The organism is Streptomyces sp. YIM 130001 (assembly GCF_003574445.1).
Taxonomy (GTDB): Bacteria; Actinomycetota; Actinomycetes; order Streptomycetales; family Streptomycetaceae; genus Streptomyces.
The window spans coordinates 487,668-508,326 of the sequence record NZ_KZ984549.1; the positions used below are offsets into that span (position 1 = coordinate 487,668).

Annotated in this window: 19 protein-coding genes; 2 read left to right on the plus strand and 17 right to left on the minus strand. The window is 70.6% G+C overall.

Annotation, left to right across the window (positions count from 1 at the left end; genetic code table 11):
- The first annotated feature begins 91 nt into the window (after positions 1-91).
- Entirely contained in the window at positions 92-1,180 is a 1,089-nt protein-coding gene (locus DSC45_RS05365) for a substrate-binding domain-containing protein (protein ID WP_119287731.1), read from the plus strand.
- Between the two features lie 188 nt (positions 1,181-1,368).
- Here the strand turns inward: DSC45_RS05365 and DSC45_RS05370 are convergent, their stop codons facing one another.
- The 9 genes from DSC45_RS05370 to aztB all read right to left on the minus strand — a co-directional run bounded on the left by DSC45_RS05370 (position 1,369) and on the right by aztB (position 10,535).
- Positions 1,369-1,935 carry a GAF domain-containing protein gene (locus DSC45_RS05370; RefSeq protein ID WP_119287548.1) on the minus strand — a complete coding sequence of 189 codons (567 nt, stop codon included), beginning with the start codon at positions 1,933-1,935 and terminating at the stop codon, positions 1,369-1,371.
- Complete coding sequence (locus tag DSC45_RS05375; RefSeq protein ID WP_119287550.1) at positions 1,932-2,525, minus strand: GTP-binding protein; 594 nt, start codon at positions 2,523-2,525, stop codon at positions 1,932-1,934. The genes DSC45_RS05370 and DSC45_RS05375 overlap by 4 nt, the downstream gene beginning before the upstream one ends.
- Complete coding sequence (locus DSC45_RS05380) at positions 2,503-2,877, minus strand: DUF742 domain-containing protein (protein WP_119287552.1); 375 nt, start codon at positions 2,875-2,877, stop codon at positions 2,503-2,505. Before DSC45_RS05380 ends, DSC45_RS05375 begins: the two co-directional genes overlap by 23 nt.
- 2 nt (positions 2,878-2,879) lie before the next feature.
- A complete protein-coding gene (locus DSC45_RS05385) occupies positions 2,880-3,311 on the minus strand; it encodes a roadblock/LC7 domain-containing protein (RefSeq protein ID WP_119287554.1) in 432 nt (143 codons plus the stop codon).
- Positions 3,312-3,385: 74 nt separating this feature from the next.
- Positions 3,386-5,614, minus strand: coding sequence for a sensor histidine kinase (locus DSC45_RS05390; protein ID WP_119287555.1), 2,229 nt, complete (start codon positions 5,612-5,614; stop codon positions 3,386-3,388).
- 504 nt (positions 5,615-6,118) lie between these two features.
- Positions 6,119-7,318 (minus strand): zinc metallochaperone AztD, encoded by a 1,200-nt coding sequence (gene aztD, locus DSC45_RS05395; RefSeq protein ID WP_119287557.1) that lies wholly within the window; start codon positions 7,316-7,318, stop codon positions 6,119-6,121.
- Between the two features lie 93 nt (positions 7,319-7,411).
- Positions 7,412-8,356, minus strand: coding sequence for a zinc ABC transporter substrate-binding protein AztC (gene aztC, locus DSC45_RS05400; RefSeq protein WP_119287559.1), 945 nt, complete (start codon positions 8,354-8,356; stop codon positions 7,412-7,414).
- Complete coding sequence (locus DSC45_RS05405) at positions 8,353-9,603, minus strand: hypothetical protein (protein WP_119287561.1); 1,251 nt, start codon at positions 9,601-9,603, stop codon at positions 8,353-8,355. Before DSC45_RS05405 ends, aztC begins: the two co-directional genes overlap by 4 nt.
- Positions 9,600-10,535: a zinc ABC transporter permease AztB gene (gene aztB, locus DSC45_RS05410; protein WP_119287562.1), complete on the minus strand. Its 936-nt coding sequence runs from the start codon at positions 10,533-10,535 to the stop codon at positions 9,600-9,602. The genes DSC45_RS05405 and aztB overlap by 4 nt, the downstream gene beginning before the upstream one ends.
- A 48-nt stretch (positions 10,536-10,583) precedes the next feature.
- Here aztB and aztA point away from each other — a divergent pair, with 48 nt between their 5' ends.
- Complete coding sequence (gene aztA, locus DSC45_RS05415) at positions 10,584-11,288, plus strand: zinc ABC transporter ATP-binding protein AztA (protein WP_119287564.1); 705 nt, start codon at positions 10,584-10,586, stop codon at positions 11,286-11,288.
- Between the two features lie 55 nt (positions 11,289-11,343).
- On the opposite strand, the gene DSC45_RS36780 is transcribed toward aztA, so the two are convergent.
- From DSC45_RS36780 to DSC45_RS05450, 8 genes are all read right to left on the minus strand, one after another.
- A complete protein-coding gene (locus DSC45_RS36780) occupies positions 11,344-11,475 on the minus strand; it encodes an MFS transporter small subunit (RefSeq protein WP_276145443.1) in 132 nt (43 codons plus the stop codon).
- A 68-nt stretch (positions 11,476-11,543) separates the two neighbouring features.
- On the minus strand, positions 11,544-12,929 hold the full coding sequence (locus tag DSC45_RS05420; protein WP_240434486.1) for an OFA family MFS transporter: 1,386 nt from the start codon (positions 12,927-12,929) through the stop codon (positions 11,544-11,546).
- A 220-nt stretch (positions 12,930-13,149) separates the two neighbouring features.
- A complete protein-coding gene (locus DSC45_RS05425) occupies positions 13,150-14,154 on the minus strand; it encodes a LysR family transcriptional regulator (protein WP_119287567.1) in 1,005 nt (334 codons plus the stop codon).
- A gap of 75 nt (positions 14,155-14,229) precedes the next feature.
- Positions 14,230-15,066 carry a formate dehydrogenase accessory sulfurtransferase FdhD gene (fdhD, locus tag DSC45_RS05430; RefSeq protein ID WP_119287569.1) on the minus strand — a complete coding sequence of 279 codons (837 nt, stop codon included), beginning with the start codon at positions 15,064-15,066 and terminating at the stop codon, positions 14,230-14,232.
- Positions 15,054-17,366, minus strand: coding sequence for an FdhF/YdeP family oxidoreductase (locus DSC45_RS05435; RefSeq protein WP_119287571.1), 2,313 nt, complete (start codon positions 17,364-17,366; stop codon positions 15,054-15,056). The genes fdhD and DSC45_RS05435 overlap by 13 nt, the downstream gene beginning before the upstream one ends.
- 396 nt (positions 17,367-17,762) lie before the next feature.
- Positions 17,763-18,131, minus strand: a complete 369-nt coding sequence (locus DSC45_RS05440; protein ID WP_119287573.1) for an NUDIX domain-containing protein — start codon at positions 18,129-18,131, stop codon at positions 17,763-17,765.
- A 120-nt stretch (positions 18,132-18,251) separates the two neighbouring features.
- Positions 18,252-18,722, minus strand: coding sequence for an OsmC family protein (locus DSC45_RS05445; protein ID WP_119287574.1), 471 nt, complete (start codon positions 18,720-18,722; stop codon positions 18,252-18,254).
- A gap of 120 nt (positions 18,723-18,842) precedes the next feature.
- Positions 18,843-20,570 carry a gamma-glutamyltransferase gene (locus DSC45_RS05450; protein WP_162929137.1) on the minus strand — a complete coding sequence of 576 codons (1,728 nt, stop codon included), beginning with the start codon at positions 20,568-20,570 and terminating at the stop codon, positions 18,843-18,845.
- Positions 20,571-20,659 lie beyond the last annotated feature (89 nt).

The window sequence follows — 20,659 nt, forward strand, 5'->3', positions numbered from 1 at the left end:
GGCCGGCACCGCCCGACCGCACGTAACCGACTCGTTCACTGCCTGAGCCCGAGGGGGCGCCGTGGGAGAACTGGGAGCGACGAACCGGACCCTGCCGTCCACCGATCCACCGGGCCGACCGCCGGGCCCTGTCGGCCCGACCGGGTCGCCGGTCACCCTGGACGCCGTGGCCCGCACCGCCGGAGTCTCCCCGGCCACCGCGTCCCGCGCACTGAACGGCACCACCCGCGTACGCGAGGACCTGCGCACCCGGGTACTCGCCGCGGCCGACGAACTCGGCTACATCCCCAACGCACACGCACAGGCGCTCGCCAGCTCCTCCAACAACACCGTCGGGGTCATCTGCCACGACGTCAGCGACCCCTATTTCGCGGCGATTTCCAGCGGAGTCATGCGTGCGGCGGCCGAGCACGAACTGCTCGTCATGCTGGCGTCCACCTTCCGCGAGCCCGACCGCGAGATCGCCTATGTCTCGATGCTGCGCGCCCAACGCGCCCGCGCCATCCTGCTGATCGCCTCCGGCATCGAGGACCGGGCCTGGGAGCGGTCGCTCGACACCGAACTCGCCGCGTACCAGAACGGTGGCGGCCGGGTCGCGGTGGTCAGCCGCCACCGCAGCCTGCGCGTCGACACGGTGCTGCCCGAGAACCGGGCCGGCGCCACCGCACTCGCCCGGGCCCTACTCGGCCTTGGACACCGGGAGTTCGCCATCCTGACCGGGCCCGCGCGACTGACGACGGTCAGCGACCGGCTCGCCGGCTTCCGGGACGGGCTCGCCGAGGCAGGGGTACGACTCCCCCGGGAACGGGTGATCACCGGGGCGTTCACCCGCGACGGCGGACACGACGCGGCCGTCGAACTACTGCGCCGCGGCGACCGGCCCAGCTGCGTCTTCGCCGTCACCGACGTGATGGCCGTCGGTGCGCTAGCCGCCTTCCGGGAGCACGGACTTCGCGTGCCCGAGGACATCTCGCTGGCCGGGTTCGACGACATCCCGCTCGTCCGCGAACTCACGCCGCCGCTCACCACGGTGGCCCTGCCGCTCACCGCCATGGGACACAGCGCGATCGCACTCGCGCTGCGCGAGCAGCGTGGTCAGCGCTCACGGGTCGAGCGGGTGGCCGGTGAGGTCGTACTGCGCGCCAGCACGGCAGCGCCACCGGCGCACGGCGGGCGGTGACTGCGTTCCGGACGTCACAGTCGAGGACGTCTCGGCGCCGTTGCCGCGTGCCGTCCGGCCCGCCCCGCCGCGGACCTTCGACGACGCGTCGAACTCTTCCTGATCGGGCCGGCAGCCGACGACAGGTCTTCCTCCGAGATCGGATCAAGGGAATGAGGGCCCGAAGGCCCGGCCCGGCTCCGGACCGCTCAGAGGCGACCGTCCTCGCGACGGTGGATCTGCTCGACGAGTTCGTCCGCCATCGACTTGATCGTCTCGAGCCCCGCCCTCCCCCAGGGGCGCGGCCGGGTGTCCACCGCGCAGACGGTGCCGAGCACCGTCCCCGTACGGTCGATGAGCGGGGCACCGAGGTAGGAGCGGACGCCGGTCTCGTCGACCATCGGATTGCCCGCGAACCTCGGATAGTCACGGACGTCCTCGAGGACGAGGGCCTTGCGCCGGACCACGACGTGCGGGCAGTAGCCGTGGTCGCGGGCCAGGTGGCGGCTGTTCCCTTCGGCCGCGACCGCACCCAGTTCGCCACCGGACCGGCTGCCGGACGGAGTGTGCAGTCCGGCGAAGAACTGCCGGTACTCATCGATGAAGTTGACCATCGCGTACGGCGCGTCGATGATCTCGGCGAGCCGGTCGGCGAACGTGTCGAAGGCCTGCTCGGGATGCTCGCCGAGACCGAGCCGGCGCAGCCGCCGCACGCGATCCGGTGCCTCCTTGTCGACGGGGGTCAGCAACTGGCGGCCGGTCGGGTCGTACGTCACGTGGTGGCTCCGTAGCTCGATGCCGGGGCGGTGGTGAGCAGATGCTGGACCAGAGTCACCAGGGCCTGTATGCCCGAGCTCGAGATCCGGGCGTCGCAGAGCAGGACCGGGACCTCCGGCTTGAGGTCTATGGCGGCTCTCACCTCCTCGGGCTCGTAACGGAAGGACCCGTCGAACTCGTTCACCGCGACGACGAAGCCGATCCCTCTCCGTTCGAAGAAGTCGACCGCGGCGAAGCACTCCTCGAGCCGGCGGGTGTCGGCCAGGACGATCGCACCGAGCGCTCCGTCGGAGAGCTCGTCCCACATGAACCAGAAGCGTTCCTGACCGGGGGTGCCGAAGAGGTAGAGGACATGGTCCTTGTCGAGGGTCATACGCCCGAAGTCCATGGCCACGGTGGTGGTGGACTTCCGCTCGACGCCGACCAGGCTGTCGGTGCCGGCGCTCACGGCGGTCAGCAGTTCCTCGGTGTTGAGCGGCTCGATCTCGCTGACCGCGCCGACGAAGGTGGTCTTGCCGACGCCGAATCCGCCGGCGACCAGGATCTTGAGCGCCTGCGGGAAGGGGTCAGAGCCGTCGTCGTAGGCCATCGAGCACTGCCTCCAGTAGTGACCGGTCGGTGGGGGTGTGGTGGAACGCCGGGGCCTTGGTGGTGAGGGCTCCGCAGTCCACCAGGTCGGACAGCAGGACCTTGGCCACCACGGCGGGCAGCCGCAGCTGCGCCGCCACCTCGGCGACCGAGGTGGGGCCGCCGCCGCACAGGCCCAGTGCCTGGCTGTGCTCGGGGCCGAGATGTCCGAGGTGCGCCGACCCCGTGGGCATCAGCAGGGACAACAGGTCGAGCGGAGCCGTGGGTTGAGTACGGCCGTTGCTCACCGTGTACGGGCGGACGAGCCTGCCTGCCGCGTCGTCGAGCCACGGCCCGTCCTGCGGGGCGGCCACGTTCAAGGCCTCATGGCGGTGGGTTCCGCAGCGTGCCGGGACGGGGTGACGAGGTAGGGCCGGACGCTCTTGACGAGCATCGCCATCTCGTAACCGAGTACGGCCGCGTCCGCGTCCCGTCCGGCGACCACGGCGAGGCAGGTGCCGGAGCCGGCGGTGGACACGAAGAGCAGCGTCGTGGCCAGTTCGACGACGACCTGGCGTACTTCACCACCGTCGCCGAACTTGATGCCCGCGCTGCGGCCGAGCGAGTAGAGACCCGAGGCGAGCGCCGCCATGTGGTCGGCGCCGTCCGGGTCGAGCCCGTGGACGGACTTGACCAGCCCGTCGGAGGAGAGCAGAACCGCGCTGCGGGTGTGCGGCACCCGCTGCACCAGGCCGCTCAACAGCCAGTCCAGATCGTTGACATGGCCGGTCGGCACATCGCTCACCATGATGGATCGACTCCTTGCGATACAGCGTAGATACGTAACGAGGGAAAACGCGGGGAGGGAGGAGGGGACGCGGGTCAGTCGCTGCTCGTCCGGCCGGACCGCTCCTCTCCGGCCGAGTGGCCCTCGTCCGATTCCTGGCCGGACAGTTCCGCGGATTCGGCGAGGCCGATGCCGCGCTGGAAGGCCGCCATCAGGCCGGGGTCGTGGCCGGCGGGGTCGCCGGCTTCCTCGGGTGGCGGAGCAGGGGCCTCGCGCAGTTGGGGCGCCAGATGCTCCTGGGCGCGGCGGCGGGGCAGCGACGGGCGGCCCATGGTGCCGCGTACGGCGCCTTGGCCGGGGACGGGCGTGGCCGGGGTGTTCTGCTGCCCGGGGACGGCTACCGCGGGGGCGGGCCGGCCGGTGACCGAGGGCGGCGCAGCGTGCTGGCCGCCGCCGGTGCGGGCGCCGGGTACTGCGGCGGCCGGGTTCGGGCGGGGCTCGCGCTGAGCCCTGACGGGCAGGGGGATTCCGGTGGTCGGCAGATGGACGGCGGGCCGACGGTCCCCGGACGGCGAACCGCCCGCGGGGGCAGCGTCGTCGGCCGCTGCGTGCGAGCCGTGGGCCGGACCTGCCGCCTGAGGTCCTGCGGCCTGGGGTCGTGCGGCATCGGAGCCGGGGTACGACGCGGCGGTGTGCACGGTCCGGTCGCCGGGGGCCCTGGCACCGGGGGTCCGGTCGGCGGCGGTCCGCGTCCGTAGCGGCGGTCGGGTGCCGGACGGCGTGTGCAGCGAGAGGGCGGAGCCGGTCGCGGTGGGGGTCGGTTGGGGAGCCGGGCGGTCGACGAGCTGCGGGAGGAGCTTGGGCGATGAGGGGGTGGGTGCCGAAGCCGGTGCCGGAGTGGGTGCCGGTGGCGGAGTGGGTGCCGGTGCCGGAGTGGGTGCCGGCGCGGGTGCCGCAGTGGGTGCCGGCGCCGGCATCGGCGCGGCCGCGGTCAGTTGGGCGGGCTCCGCGGGCCGGGCCGGAGCGGCGGCCGAAGCCGGGGCGCCCGGCGCCGGAGCCTGCGGCCCGTTCGGATACGGGGCACGTGCCGGTGCGCCCGACCGGTGCGCCCCCTGCGGCTGTTCGGCGCCGAGGAGGCCTTGCGGCAGGACGATGACCGCCTGGACGCCGCCGTAGATGTTGCTCTGCAGACGGACGGCGACACCGTGCCGTCGGGCCAGGGCGGAGACTACGAACAGACCGATGCGCCCGTCGGACAGCAGGCTGGCCACGTTGACCTGGTCGGGGTCGGCGAGCAGGGCGTTCATCTTGTCCTGTTCAGCGACCGGCATGCCGAGCCCGCGGTCCTCCACCTCGACGGCCAGACCGGCGGCGACGGGGTTCGCGCGCAGCAGCACCTGCGTGTGGGGCGCCGAGAACACGGTGGCGTTCTCGACGAGTTCGGCCAGCAGGTGGATGACGTCGGCGACGGCATGGCCGTGCAGGGTGCCCTCGATCGGGGGCACCAGCTTGATGCGGGAGTACTGCTCGACCTCGGCGATCGCCGAACGCAGCACCTCGGACACGGTGACCGGGTGCGACCACTGCCGGCGGGAGATGGCGCCACCGAGCACGGCGAGATTCTCCGCGTGCCGGCGGATACGGGTGGCGAGCTGGTCGACCTGGAAGAGGCCCTTGAGGAGTTCCGGGTCCTCGGCCTGGTTCTCGAGTTCGTCGAGGAGCTGGATCTCGCGGTGCACCAGGGACTGGAGGCGGCGGGCGAGGTTCACGAACACCTCGACCTTCTGGTCGCTGCCGGTCTGGCTGGAGAGCTGGGCCGCCTGCACCACGGAGGTGACGGCCGACTCGTGGGCACGGCTCAGCTCGTCCGCGAGCAGGTCGAACTCGTCGCCGGCGGTGCGGCGTTCGGGGGTGCGCTGCTCGGGCGGGGGCTCGCCGTTGCGCAGTCGGTCGACGAGGGCGCGCAGTTCGGTCTGGCTCCGGGCGCTGCTGCGGCGCAGCTCGGTCACCCGGTCGGCGAGGGAACGGGCCGCACGGTCCGCGGACTTGGCGCCGGCGACGATTCCGGCGACGGCCACGGCGGCCGCTGCGGCGAGTACGGCCCACAGCGCCGTCGACGCCTCCGCGCCGGTGGAACGCAGGGTGAAAAGGACTGCGGCGATCCCGCCGAGTGCCACCGCGACCGCGGGCAGGACCGCGGTCCGCAGCAGCTGCCGGCGGATCTGGGCCTCGGCCACCGGCTGGGCGGTACGGGGTCCCGGCCTGCCGTGCCGTCCGCCCTCACGGCGGTCTGCGCGTGCGGCCGGTTCACGAAGGTGAGACATCAGTGTCCTCGTGTGTGCTTCTCCGGCCGGTGCCGGGGAAGGTGCGTGGGCTGTGTCTGGCGCGTCGTGGCTCCCCATGCGGAATGGCTGCACCGCTCGGGGGGATTCATCGGCCGCGCCAGCCTACGTTGATCCTCGGGCACTCACGGTAGTCGTCAAGTCATCATGTGCAACGGGCAGTTGCCAAACTCGCGCGAAAGTGGGGGCTGCTCTGGCATGATGTCTCGCACAATCGACCGAATTGGCGACGGGCATCCGTGCCCGCGGCCGGCCGAGGCCCCCTTCGGCCGCCCTTCTTCGAGGTCAGCGCGCTCGCCGCACGGATCGTGCGGGATACACCGCGCTCGCGTTCCCGGCCGCGGAAGCGGAATGCACCCCCTGGCACGGCACGCATGTGTGGGCGCACGGCACGCATGTGTGGGCGCACGGCACGCATGTGTGGGCCGCGCCCGCCGGGACGGTCGCGGCCCACGGATGCCGTGCGGCGCCGGAGGGAACGTACGTTCAGTGCCCGGCGACCACCCCGGAGAGTTCCGTCGTCGTCTTCGGCAGGGTCACCGATGCCTTCTTCTCGCCGGACTCGATGTCGATGGCGTGCAGCTTCTTCTCGCCCGGCTCGGACACGTACGCGGTGTGGTCGCGGACGAAGAGGACAGGCATGGGCTGCTGCCAGTCGAGCGGCTCCTTCCACTCCCCGATGGCGGGCACGGTACGGACGACCTTGCCCTTCTCCGGGTCGATGACGCGGATGTCGCCGTCCGTGCCCAGGACCAGGGCTTCGCCGTGCGGTCCACGGGCGAGCGAGCGGAAGGAGTAGCTGGTGCCGAGGTCGAGCAGGCGCAGTTTGCCGGTCCGGGTGTCGATGAGCGACACCTGCTCGGGACGCTCGAGCTCGGCCTCCGGGTCGGTCTTGTAGTCGCCGAGCAGAACCGGGGAGGCGTCGCTGCCCGCCTGGTTGCCTATCCGGGCGTACTCGTCCGGGGCGTCGATCTTCTTGAACTTGCCGTCCTTGTACATCAGTGCGCCGTTCTCGCAGCCGACCACCACGGCCTCACCCTTCGCGGCGGCCTCGCCGTGCACTCCGGGGCAGTCCTCGTTGCGGGCGATCTCCTTGCCGTCCTTGTCGAGTACGCGGGCGCCGGTGCGCTTCTCCTCGTTGCCGAGAGTGGTGAGGAGTTCGCCGTTCTTCAGCTCGATGGCCACACCGTGGTGCGGTTCGTCGGAGGTGTGCTTGCGGCCCTTCGGCTTCTTGCCGTCGGCGAGGTCCGCGGGATCGAAGACGTTGACCTCTCCGGTGCCGTCCGTGAAGAGCACGGTCTTTCCCGCGTGCCGGACGACGTGGCCGGGCTTCGCGCCCTTGTACTCGATGTCGGTGAGCGTCTGCTCGACGGCGTTCACGACGCGGAAGCCGTTGTCGGTGGAGAGCATCACATGGGTGTCGTCGCCGACCGGGTTGACGCGGTTGAAGCCGGGGACCTTCACGGTCTTTGCGAGCTTCAGGGTCTTGCCGTCGAGGAAGTAGAGGCCGCCGTCGTAGGTGGCGACCACGGGGTCCTCGAGGGGCTTGGAGGCGCTCGGGCTGCTGTCGTCCGCGGCCTTCGAGGAGCCCGCGTCCTCGTCCTTGCCGCAGGCGGTGAGGGTGACGGTGAGGGCCAGGGCCAGCGCGGCGCCCTGGGCGGCGTGACTGCGTACGGGGATGTTCATGTCCGGTGTTCCTTTACGTCGGGGACGAACGGGTTTCAGGCATGCCGGACGTGGCGCCCGGCACGGGTCGGATCACGGGGGTCGGGAGCAGGGTCAGGCGGTCAATCCCTCCGCCATGGCGCGGGTGTTGGCGCGCATCATGGCCAGATAGGTGTCCGCTCCCCCGCCCTTTCCGGTCAGGGATTCGGAGTACAGCTCCACGACACGTACGTCGCCGCCCATCTCCTTGCGCAGTACGTCGGCCAGCTTCTGGGGCCTGGACGAGTCGGCGAAGATGGTCCGTACTCCGGCCTTGTCCATGGCGCGGGTGAGTGAGCGCAGGTCGGACGAGCTCGGCGAGGCGAGTGTGGTGCCGCTCGGGATGACCGCGCCGACCACGCGGAAGCCGAACCGTTCGGCGAGGTAGCCGAAGACGTGATGGTTGGTCACCAACGCCCGGCGCCCGGGCGGGATGCGTGCGAAGGACTCGGTCATCCAGGTGGTGAGCGTGCTCAGTTCCTTGCGGTACCGCTCCGCGTTCCTGCGTACGGTCCGGTCGTCGGCTCCGTCGACGTGCGCGGTGACCTCGTCGGCGATCAGGCCGGTGGCCTTGCGTACGCGGTCGGGGTCGGTCCAGAAGTGCGGGTCCTGCTGCCCCGATTCGCCCTGGCCCGCGCCGTACGCCAACGGATCCACGCCCGCGCCGACTTCGAGGGTGGGCACGCCTGATTCGCGGGCGTTGTCGACGTGCCGCAGGACGTTCTCCTCGAGGCCGAGGCCGTTGAACACCACGAGGTCCGCCTGTTCGAGGGAGGCTGCGTCGGTGGCGGAGAGTCCGAAGGAGTGCGGGTCGGCGTTGGGCTTCATCAGGACCTGCACCCGCGCCTCGTCACCGACGATCCGCCGGGTGATGTCTCCGAGGATGTTCGTGGTCACCACGACGTGCGGGCGGTCCGGCTCGTTCGAGCAGCCCGGCAGGGCCACGACGGCGAGCAACGCGGCGAGTACGGGAAGCACGGCGCGGCGGAGCCGAGGGCGCGGTGCGGCGCGGAGGTTCATCGGCCGGTCTCCACCATCAGGCCCGGGCTGATGTCCAGGTCGAAGGAGCGGGCCAGCCGCAGGTCGTCGTTGTAGTCGATCTCGTCGACGCGCTTTCCCGCCGGGTCGCTGACGTAGGCACGGGTCGTGTCGACGGCGATGTCGGGGGCTCCCGGCGTGCCCGCGTCCTTGCCCTTTCCTCGGCCGGTGGCCTTGGCCTTGAGTTCGATCTCCGCCGTGCGGCGCCCGTTGTCGATGTCGTAGCCGCGCAGGGTGCCGTCCGGGCCGAGAGCGAGCAACGGCGCACCCTCACCTGCGGTGTTGGCGGCGACCACGGGCCCGGTGTCGATCCGCTTCCACTTGCGGTCCGTGACATCCAGGACCCACACGGCCGCGTCGCCTGCGAGGGAGGTGAGGGTGTCGCTGCCGGGCCGCAGGCGGAAGTCGTCCGCCCGCTCCTCCTCGGGCGTGTCCTCGGGGTACGGGATCTCCACCGCCTCGAACTTGCCGTCCTCTTCCCGTACGAGCACGGCTCCGTCCGCGCAACTGAGGACGACACCGCGGCGGGTGACGGCGTCGCCGCGCGGGTCGCGGCAGCCGGCCTTCGGCGCGGCAACCTGCTTGCCGGCGCGGGTACGTACGGTGACCCGGCCGCTCTCGCCGTCGTCGGAGACGACCACCAGGTGCTCGTCGAAGGGGATCACCGATACGGGCTTGTCGATCGCGGCATCCCGGCCCTTTCCGATCCGTCCGTCCTCGAGGTCGGCACGTCGGTGGAGGCGGGCGCCGCCGTCCTTGCCGGTCACCGCGGTGACGGCCGCGTCGCTGCGTATCGCGAGGTCGTCGGCGGCGGATATCCGCCCTACGGGCCGGATGTCGGCCCGGTAGTAGTGCACATGGTCGCCGTGGTCGACCATCCAGGCGCCGGTGTCGAGCACGGTGGCTCCGGTCGCGGTGTGGAAGTGGGCGAAGCGGCCGTCGGTGGTGAGAGCGGTCGGCTTCTTCACCGACGGGGTCCTGTGCGTCTTCTCGTCGATGAGGTCGAGTACCCGGGTCCTGCCGGTGGCCGGGTCACCGAGGACGAGCCGCGACTGCTGCTCGGCGGACTCCTCGGCGCCCTCGACGTATCCGTGCGGCGCGGAGGCCGACGACTTGGACTCGGCGGGCTGCTGCTCGGTGCCGTCGCCGGAGGCGCATCCCGCGCACAGGGCGAGAGTGAGCGCGGCGACGGCCGGGAGCCGGCGGGCCGTGGTGCTGCGGGTGGTCACGATTCCTTGACTCCCATGTCTGCTGCGGTACGTGCGGTGCTTGCGGTACGGAGAGGTGGCGCGACGACTGGCCCGTCGAACGCCGGAGTGGGCGTGGGCGGTGCGGCCTCGGCGCGGTCGCGGCCGACCAGGCCGGCGACCAACCGGGAGAGGAAGAACTGGGCGACGGCGAAGGCCGCGATCGTCGCCCCGGCGGCGGTGCCGAGATGCCAGGACAGGAGCAGACCGCAGAAGGTGGCGCTCCCTCCCAGGACCGCGGCACCGGCCATCACCCCCGGCACACTCCGCGCCCACGGCAGCGCCGAGGCCGGCGGCGCGATGAGCAGACCGAGTACGAGCAGGGTCCCCACGATGTGGAAGGACGCGACGATCGCGAGCGTCAGCAGTCCGAGGAGCACTGCATGGGCGGCCCGCGGACGCAGTCCGAGCGTGTGCGCCTTGCGTGCGTCGAAGGCCAGCGCGAGGAAGGCCCGATGACCCGACGCCGCGACCACTGCCGCAAGGAGGAGCGCGGCCGCGAGAGCGACCAGGTCGTCCTCCCCGACAGCCAGCACGTCACCGAAGAGGAAGCCCGTCAGGTCGACGGCGAACGACTGCGACCGGGACACGATGATCACGCCGAGCGAAAGCATCCCGACGAAGAGCAGCCCGATCCCGGTGTCCTGCGACAGCCTCGGCGTACGGCCGAGCACACTCACACCGGCCGCCATGACCACGGCGCTCGCCGCCGCTCCGATCAGGAGGCTTCCCCCGAGCAGCGAGGCGACCGCCACCCCGGGAAGCAGTCCGTGCGACATCGCGTCGCCGAGGAACGCCATCCCCCGAAGGACCACCCAGGTACCCGCGAGTGCGGCGATCGCGGACACCAGCAGCCCTCCGATCAGGGCTCTTTGCACAAAGGTCACCTCGAAGGGACCGGTCAACCACTCCATGCCCGCAGACTATACTGAAAATGATTGTCACTACAGACTGGACCCCGAATGAGTACTTCCCCTCCGGCATCCCGCCGGCCCTGCCGCACTCGTCTCGACGCCGTGAGTGCCGGCTACGACGGGCGCACGGTTCTGCATCAAGTCACCGCGGACATACCCGAGTCGGCGGTCACGTCGCTGGTGGGAGCGAACGGCAGCGGGAAGTCCACGCTGCTCTCCGCCGTCGCCGGTGTGATCAAGCCGACGTCGGGGGCGGTGATCCATCGCGGGGGCCCGGCGGCCTTCGTGCCGCAGCGCGGCGCGGTGAGCGACGCGCTGCCGCTCACCGTGCGGCAAGCCGTCGCGATGGCACGCTGGCGGGAGCGCGGACCGTGGCGGCGACTGACGAAGGGCGATCACTCGATCATCGGCGAGGCTCTCGAGCGGCTCGGCATCGCGGATCTGGCAGGGCGGCAGCTGGGCGAACTGTCCGGCGGGCAACGCCAACGTGCCTTCATCGCCCAGGGCGTGGCACAGCGGTCCGATCTGCTGCTGCTCGACGAGCCGTGCACGGGCCTCGACCCAGAGGCGCGGCAGAGCATCGGGCTGCTCCTCACCGACCTGGTCGCGGACGGCACGACGGTGGTGCAGGCGACCCATGATCTCGACTCGGCCCGTTCCGGCGATCACTGCCTGCTGCTGCACGCGGGCCGCCTCGATGCGGCGGGCGAACCCGGTGTCGTGCTCGCCGGAGCCCCGGCCCTGCTGTCATGAAGCGCGAAGAGGCCTGCCCCGCGGACGGGACAGGCCTCTCGGTCGGGCAGGTGGGTCAGCCGGTGAAGAGCGGCAGGCTCGACCTGATCGCCTGCACCACTCCGTAGATCAGCGGCACGCCGACGATCAGCCAGGAGAGGGCGATACGCGGGGTCTGGCCCCCGGATGCGACGGGACGTTCCGACATGGTCTGTTTCCTCCTTCGCCAGTGGGCGGGAATGTGCGGGGGTGGCACCGACTGCGGTGCGCTCCGCGCTAGTTGGAGCCGACCTGGCTCGGCTCGGTGGTCTCGGCCACCGGTTCGCCGGCCGGCTGCTCGTGGCGGTGTGCGGCGACCGGGCGTACCAGGAGGTTGGCCACGAAGCCGACCGCGAGGACGCCCACCATGGTGAACAGTGCGGGGCGGTAGTCCGCAGCGACGAGCTCGCCGGGTGTGCCGCGCGCGTCCAGGATGCCGTTCACGATGAGCGGCCCGACGACCCCCGCCGTGGACCAGGCGGTGAGCAGACGGCCGTGGATGGCGCCGACCTGGAACGTGCCGAACAGGTCCCGCAAGTAGGCGGGCACAGTGGCGAATCCACCACCGTAGAAGGAGATGATCACGGCGGCGAGCAGCACGAAGAGGGCCGTCGACTCGCCGCCGACCAGGGCGAGCAGGGTGTAGAGGCCCATGCCCACGCCGAGGTAGACCACGTAGACGGGCTTGCGGCCGATGAAGTCCGAGGTGGAGGACCACACGAACCGGCCCGCCATGTTGAACACCGAGAGCAGACCGACGAAGCCGGCCGCCGCCGCGGCTGTCACGGTGGAGGTGCCGTTCTCGCGGAAGAAGTCCGTGATCATCGGGCTGGCCTGTTCCAGAATGCCGATGCCGGCGGTGACGTTGCAGAACAGCACGGTCCACAGGAGCCAGAACTGGGGCGTCTTGATCGCGTTGTTGGCGGACACCTGGGCGGTGGTCACCATCGGCTTGGCCTTCAGACGGGACGGGTCGAAGCCCTCCGGCTTCCAGCCCGGCGCCGGTACGCGCACGGTGAAGACGCCGAGCATCATCACGGCGAAGTACACGACGCCGAGGGTGAGGAAGAGTTTGGCCACGGACGCGCCGTCCGCACCGTCGGGTGCGTAGAGCGACATCAGGTCCTTGGAGAGCGGGGAGGCGATCAGTGCGCCGCCGCCGAAGCCCATGATGGCCATGCCGGTGGCCAGGCCCGGCCGGTCCGGGAACCACTTGATCAGGGTGGAGACGGGCGAGATGTAGCCGATACCGAGGCCGATCCCGCCGAGCGCTCCGTATCCGAGGTAGACGAGCCACAGTTGACCGGTGGCGATACCAAGGGCGCCCACCAGGAAGCCGGCCGACCAGCAGCAGGCCGAGGTGAACATGGCCTTGCGCGGACCGACCCGGTCCACCCAGGTGCCCATCACGGCCGCCGAGACGCCGAGCATCACGATGGCTATGGAGAAGATGACGCCGATCGCGGTCAGAGATGTGTCGAAGTGCTCGACCAGGACGGTCTTGTACACGCTCGTCGCGTAGACCTGACCGATACAGAGATGAATGGCGAGCGCGGCGGGCGGAATGAGCCAACGGCTGTATCCGGGTGGAGCCACCGTGTGCTCGCGGTCGAGAAAGGACAGTACGGCCACTGTCCACCTCCTTGTGCGAAGCCGTGATCGGCTGTGCGGAGAGCGAGGGATGCGTGGGGGCACCTCGCGGCACGAACGGCCCATCGTTGCGGAATTGCGGACATGCCCGACGGCCGGACGGTCGCCGAACTGCCGGTGAGCACTGAAAAGTTAGAGCTGGACGTGATCCACGTCAAAGTCCCGCTGCAAATCTTTCGATAGCCCGGATTTATCAACTCGCCGGATTCTCCGCGGTACTCGCGTCCGGTCCGTTCTGTCCGGCCTCCGCAACGGGCCCGTTCCGGAGGCCGGCGGCCGGCAGTCTGCGTCGCACCACATCGTCCAGGGCACTGCCCATGTCCACCTGGCGTGCAGTATCGACGAGGGCACGGGCGAGCATCGAACCGGGGCCTCGATCGGCCAGCACGAGCCCCACCTGGTGCGTACGGGCCGGGCGCGGAAGCGTGATGACCGTCATGCCCTCCGGCACCCCGAAACTGTGCAGCCAGGCATGCGGAATGACACTGGACAGGCGCATGGCCGAGATGTGCGCGTACACCGCGGAAACTGTGTCGGTCTCGACGACCGGGTTCACCGTCGCCCCGTCCTCGGCGAAATGGCCGTCCAGAATTCGGCGGTTCTGCATCACCGGGGCGAGCAGACAGAGTCGGGCCGTGGCAGCCTCTGCCCAGCGGATCGAGTCCAGTCCGGCGAATTCTCCGTCGCTGGGCGTGAGAAAGAGATAACGCTCCCGGTACAGCGGAACGACGCGGACCTTGCCGAGCGGCTCGCCGTCGATGTATGTCATCCCGGCGTCGATGTCGAATTCGTTGAGTCTGCTCACGATCTCGCGCGACGACATGGAGTCGAGAGAGAACTGCATCGTCGGATGCTGTGCGTGCAGCGGCGCCGTGAGCAACGAGGCGACCGTGAGGGCCGTGGGCACCGCCCCGATCCGCAGTACGCCCGTCAGCCCGCCCCGCATGCTCGCCAGCGCGCTGCGCATGGCGTCCTTCTCGGCGATCATGCGGTGCGCCCACTGCAGCACCTGCCTGCCCTCGGGCGTGAATCCCTCGAAACGGTGCCCGCGCTGGACGATCTGCACGCCGAGTTCGTCCTCGAGTTTGCGGATACCGGCGGAGAGGGCGGGCTGGGACACATGGCATGCTTCCGCCGCCCGGCCGAAGTGACCCTCGCGCGCGAGAGCATTGAGGTATTCCAGTTGGCGCAGCAGCATGCTGCAAGACATACCCCGTGCGGGAGCGGAAGGTAAAGGTGACCAGCGATCGGGCCCCTGGGTGGTGCCTCGCAGTCACCCCACGGGTACCGGCTGCAGACGTTCCGCTCCGGTGTAGACGTTCATCGAGGCGCCGCGGAGGAAGCCGACCAGGGTCAGTCCGTTCTCGTCCGCCAGGTCCACCGCGAGGGAGGACGGGGCGGAGACCGCGGCGAGCATCGGGATGCCTGCCATCACGGCCTTCTGGACGAGTTCGAAGGAGGCGCGGCCGCTCACCATCAGGACGGTGCCGCTCAGCGGCAGCATGCCCGAGCGCAGGGCATGCCCGACGACCTTGTCGACGGCGTTGTGGCGGCCCACGTCCTCGCGCAGGCACAGGAGTTCGCCGTCCGCGGTGAAGAGGCCGGCCGCGTGCAGTCCGCCCGTGGTGTCGAAGACCTTCTGTGCCGCGCGCAGCCGGTCGGGCAGGGCGGTCAGCTGTTCCGGGCCGATGCGCAGCGGGTCGTCGGCCACGGACCAGCGGGCGATCGTACGCACCGCGTCGAGGCCGGCCTTTCCGCACAGGCCGCACGACGAGGTGGTGTAGAAGTTGCGCTCGAGGGAGGCGTCCGGGGCGGCCACACCAGGCGCCAGGCCGACATCCACGACGTTGTACGTGTTGCTTCCGTCCTCCGTCGCGCCGGCGCAGTAGCGGATCCCGGCGATCTCGTCGGCGGCGTGCAGGACGCCCTCACCGGCCAGGAAGCCGGCGGCCAGGTCGAAGTCGTTGCCCGGGGTGCGCATGGTCACGCTGAGGGCACGTCCACCGACGCGGATCTCCATGGGTTCCTCGGCCGCCAGGGTGTCGGGGCGGTACGTCTGCACCCCGTCCCTGATGCGCAGCACCCGTCGGCGCGCGGTCACCCGGCCCATGCGACCGCTGCCTCGCTCTCGGACCGCCGTACGGGCTCCAGGCGGACCACCACGCCCTTGGAGGTGGGGCAGTTGCTGATGTCGGCCACGCTGTCCAGCGGGACGAGGACGTTGGTCTCGGGGTAGTACGCGGCCGCCGAGCCTCGGCTCGCGGGGTAGGCGACGGTGGTGAAGCCCTCGGCGCGGCGCTCGCGCCGGTCGTGCCACACACTCACCAGATCCACCGACTGACCGTCCTCCAGGCCGAGTTCGGCCAGGTCTGCGGGGTTGACGAGGACGACGCGGCGGGCGTTGTGGATACCGCGGTAGCGGTCGTTCGGCGCGTACCAGACGGTGTTCCACTGGTCGTGCGACCGCAGCGTCTGCAGCAGCAGGTGCCCCTCGGGTACGTCCGGCATGGTGAAGTCATTGCTGGTGAAGACGGCCTTCCCGCTCGGGGTGGCGAAGGCCCGCTCCTTCGCCGCGTTGGGCAGGGTGAAACCGCCGGGCTCGGCGACGCGTTCGTTGAAGTTCTCGAAGCCGGGTACGACGCGGGAGATCCGGTCACGGACTGTGCCGTAGTCGGCCTCGAAGTCCTCCCAGGGGATGTCGGGTGACGTCCCGAGGGTCCGGCGGGCGAGGCGGCCGATGATCGCCACCTCGCTCAGCAGATGCGGGGAGGCGGGAGGCAACTTCCCCCGGGATGCGTGGACTTCACTCATGGAGTCCTCGACGGTGACGAACTGCTCGCCCGAGGCCTGGATGTCCCGGTCGCTGCGGCCGAGCGTGGGAAGAATCAGTGCCGTCTGGCCGCACACCGTGTGCGAACGGTTGAGTTTGGTGGAGACGTGTGCGGTGAGCCGGCAGCCGCGCATCGCCGCCTCGGTGACGTCGCTGTCGGGAGTGGCCCGTACGAAATTGCCCGCGACGCCGAGGAACAGCTTGGCGCGACCCTCGGACATGGCGCGGATCCCGTCGACCGAATCCAGCCCGTGCCGGGTGGGCGGGGTGAAGTGGAACTCCCGCTCCAGGGCGTCGAGGAAAGACTGCGGCACCCGCTCCCAGACGCCCATGGTGCGGTCGCCCTGGACGTTGCTGTGACCGCGCACCGGGCAGGCGCCCGCACCCGGCCGGCCCATGTTGCCGCGTATCAGAAGGAAGTTGACGATCTCGCGGATGGTGGGCACGCCGTGCTTGTGCTGGGTGAGGCCCATCGCCCAGCACACGATGATCTTCCCTGCGGCCAGGACGCGCTCGTGGACCTGCTCGATCTCCTCGCGGCTGAGACCGGTGGCCTCGAGCACGTGGTCCCAGGACACCTTCCGGGTGTGCTCGGCGAACTCCTCGAAGCCGGTGGTGTACCGGTCGACGAACTCATGGTCCACGACCGTGCCCGGGGCGGCGTCCTCCGCCTCGAGCAGCAGCAGGTTGAGCGCCTGGAAGAGGGCGAGGTCGCCGCCGGCCTTGATGTGCAGGAACTGGTCGGCGATGGCGGTGCCCCGGCCCACGACACCACGCGCCCGCTGCGGGTTCTTGAAGCGCTTCAGGCCCGCTTCGGGCAGCGTGTTGACCGCCACGACCTGGCCGCCGTTGCTCTTGGTCTCCTCGAGGGCGGAGAGCATGCGCGGGTGGTTGGTGCCGGGGTTCTGGCCCACGACGAACACCAGGTCGGCCTGGTGGATGTCGTCCAGGGAGACGGTCCCCTTGCCCACGCCCAGGGTCTGCGTCATCGCCGAACCACTGGACTCGTGGCACATGTTGGAGCAGTCGGGCAGGTTGTTGGTGCCGTACGCGCGGACGAAGAGCTGGAGCAGGAAGGCGGCTTCGTTGCTGAGGCGTCCCGAGACGTAGAAGAGGGCCTCGTCGGGTGAGGCGAGTGCGCGCAGTTCGCCGGCGAGCAGGTCGAGTGCCTCGTCCCAGGCGATGGGCTCGTAGTGGGTCGCGCCGGGGCGCTTGACCATCGGCTCGGTGAGCCGGCCCTGCTGGTTCAGCCAGTAGTCGGACTTCGCGCCCAGTTCGGCGACGGAGTGCTCGCGGAAGAATTCGCGGGTGACGCGGCGCGTGGTGGCCTCGTCGCTGATGTGCTTGGCGCCGTTCTCGCAGTACTCGTTCCGGTGCCGCTTGCCCGGCTCGGGCCAGGCACAGCCCGGACAGTCGATGCCCTTGGCCTGGTTGACGTTCAGGAGAGTCAGAGCGGTGCGGCGCACGGATGTCTGCCCGAGCGAGTACTCGAGGGCGTGGGCCACTCCGGGGACGCCCGCCGCCCACTCCTTCGGCGGGGTCACTCTCAGGTCGTCGACCGGGTCCTCGATGCCGCTCATCTTCTGTTCTGCCTCTTTCCCCGACTGCTTCCGCTGATGCGGTCGCGGATTCCGAAATCCGTCGCGGGATTACCTTCCTCCCGCGTTCCGCGGCAAGTCAAAGCAACCTTTTCGATGGGTCGATAGATGGCGTTTATCCAGCTGTTCCGGCAGCGGCCCACGGCCTGTCCAGATGCGTTCTGACCTGGTACCGAGGGGTGCATCCGCTGATGGCGGACCGCTTCGGGAACCGACGTCGACGATGCGTGGGAGCGGTGCATGTCACCATTACCGAGGCGCCCGTGCGGGTTTGCCGTCCGCATCAGGGAACGTGCCGGGAATATCCGGCCGCAGAAAACCCGGCGCGGAAATTGCCCGCCGAGTGTCAGGAGCGGTTCGGGCCGCTGCCCCGGCACCTCACGCCGGTGTGTGGCCGCGCACGTACTCCCGTACGGCCGGGGGCAGTTCGATGTCGTCGAGTTCGGTGAACAGGACCCAGCGGAGCCGCTCGGACGGCAGGCTGCCGCTTCCCGACGGATCCTCGGTCAGCGGGTGGCAGACGACGGCCGTACTGCCCTTGCTCCGCGGCTCCAGTGGCGGTGAGCCGTCGACCAGATAGGCGGTGAGCTCGTAGACGATACGGGCGGCTGCCGCCTCGGCGCTCTCGGCCGGCTCGGTGCCTCCCGTGGGCAGGCCCCAGGCGTCCGCCTCTGCCACGAGCAGGAGCTGCCCGTCGTAGACGACCACCGCCTGCACCACGTCCGTCGGGGGCTGGTCCAGCGTCACGGTGATTCCTCTCCTCGCGCGGTCGCGGCGGCCTCGCGGGGGCGGCCGGGTCCTCGACGCCTACCCAGGGTGCCAGGGCCGGAACACCGGTGCCACGCGGGGGTTGGGCGCCTTGCGGTCTCAACTCTCCCCGGGCGGGCCCGATCGGGTCGTGGTGACCTCGACGGGGACGGCAAGGCTGTTGGCGATGTAGCACTCGCGGTGTGCCTGGGCCCCGAGGCGTTCGATCTCGGCCGGATCGGTGCCGGGGGCCGTCCGTACCGTCACGTTCAAGTGGATCGACGTGAGGCGGGCGGGCTCGGCGGTGAGGTCGAGGCGGCTGGTGGCCTCGTCGTCGTAGGCGAGTACGTCCACACCGGCGCGGGCGGCGACGGCGAGGAACGACAGCAGTTGGCAGGACGACGCGGCCATCACCACGAGTTGCTCGGGATTGAGCAGCTCCGGATGCCCGCGGAAGGCGGGATCCGCACTCAGGCGCAGCTCCTGCGCGGCGGGCGGGGCGTGTGCGGTGTGCTCGCGCGCGTAGGTGCGGATGCCGTCGGCGGTGGATCCTGCCCAGTGCAGCAGGGCCCGGTAGGTGTGTGCGCTCATGCTCCGAAGCTAGCTCCGGACTGCTTCGGCGGCGGCCGAAAGGTCGCCGGTGCCGGGCCGCCCGTCGGGGCAGGCCCCCGAGCACCGGATGCTCGGGGGCCTGCGGCGGGACGTCCGCAGTCAGTAGGCGACGGCTCCGCTGTTGTTGCGGTTGTGGGAGGCGGCGCTCAGGCGGCCCGTCACCGGGTCACGTTCCACCGCCACCCACAGGCCCTCGCCGCCGAGCCGGGCGTCCTCGCCCTCCACCTCGCGCCAGTCGATCCCGATGCCGTCCAGTACGTCGTGGTCGAAGCGGCCGCCCGGGACGATGACGGTCGCCCGGCCGGTCTCGGTGTCGACCTGCGGCGCGTAGAAGTCGGCCGAGTCGACGGTCTCCTGGACGGTCGTGCCGAAGGCGGTGTAGTTCAACAGCGCCTGCAGCGTGCGGTGGTGAAGTCCCGCGCCCATCGACGCGAAGCCGAGTACCGCGTCGTCGCCCTTGAAGAGCACGCCCGTCTCGGTCGGTGCGGGCAGCCGGCGACCGGGACCGGTGCGCGCGATCAACTCCTGCTGGTACGAGGCCGGGTCGCCGATCGAGATGCCGTCGATGTTGAGGGCCGTCTTGCCCCACAGCGCGCTGTTGATGGTGTGGGTGACGGCGGTGATGTTGCCGTCCGCGTCGACGGCGACCACGTCGTCGGAGTGCTTGGGAGGAGAGGGCTGCCAGGCCGGGAAGGGCGCCCCTGCCTCGACGCGGGACCACAACTCCTCAGCGTGTTGCAGGGTCACGCGCGCCTCGGGAGAGAAGTCGATCCCGGGGAAGAGCGCCTCCAGGGTCTCGGACGGGAGGTAGCTGAGCTGCACCAGTTGGGAGACGTCGAGCGCGGTGCGCAGGGACTGCGACGACCGGGTCCAGTGCTCGCGCTCGGGCAGTCCGGCCACGCGGGCGAGGTTCTGCGCCTCGATGAGGGCCACTCCGCCGGCGTTCGGCCAGGGTGCGGTGGCGACCGTGTACCCGCCGCCGATCTCGGCCGTGAGCGCGTCCGCCCAGGTGACTTCGTAGTCCGTCAGGTCCTGGAGCGTCATCTTGCCGCCCTCGGCCTGCACGGCCCGGATGAGCTTCTCGCCCCACGGGCCGCCGTACATGTGGTCGGCGCCTTCCGCCGCGATGCGGCGCAGCGTCTCGGCAAGCCGCGGTTGCCGCAGGGTGTCGCCCTCGACGTAGCCGGAGCCGTCCGGCTTGAGCAGCGTGCTTCTCGTCTCCGGCAGCCTGGCCAGGTCGTCCCGGCGCAGCCGGTAGCACCAGGCGAGATCCGAGGTGACCGGTACGCCGTCGTCCGCCAGCTCGACGGCCGGCTGGAACAGTGCCTCGAACGGCAGCGTGCCGAACCGGCCGTGGGCGGACTCGACTCCCTTCATGAAGCCGCCGACCAGGGCTGTGCGCCCGCTGGGTTCGGTGCCGAGCGGGCCCACGCCGGGGCCGAGTGAGATCTTGCCCGGGATGCTGCGGGGGTCTTTCTCGCCGGCGACGGTGTTCCACTCGGCGTTCATGGTGTGGACCCGGCCGGTGGCGGCCTCGTAGTGGACGAGCGACATCATGCCGAAGTAGCTGATCGGGGCGCCGGCCTTGAGGGCGACCTGCGCGAGGGCCGTGGTCAGCGCCGCGTCGACGGAGCTGCCGCCCTGCTTGAGCGCTTCGAGGCCGGCGCGTGCGGCGTAGGCGCTGTAGGCCACGGTGACCGCGCCGTTGTCGCCGCTCGCGGTGCCCGCGGTGGTGCGGATGGTGCGTTGCTCGGCCAGGTAGCGGTCCCGGTCGCCCGGTGTCCAGTGGGCGGAGGTGAGGTCTACGGCTGCGTCGTGGGTGGCCACGGTGGTTGCCCCCTTCTGGGTGGCTGTGCAGGTGGTTGGGGCTTCGAATCCAGCGGGCCGGATGCCCTGCAGCTGGTCGACGGGAACCG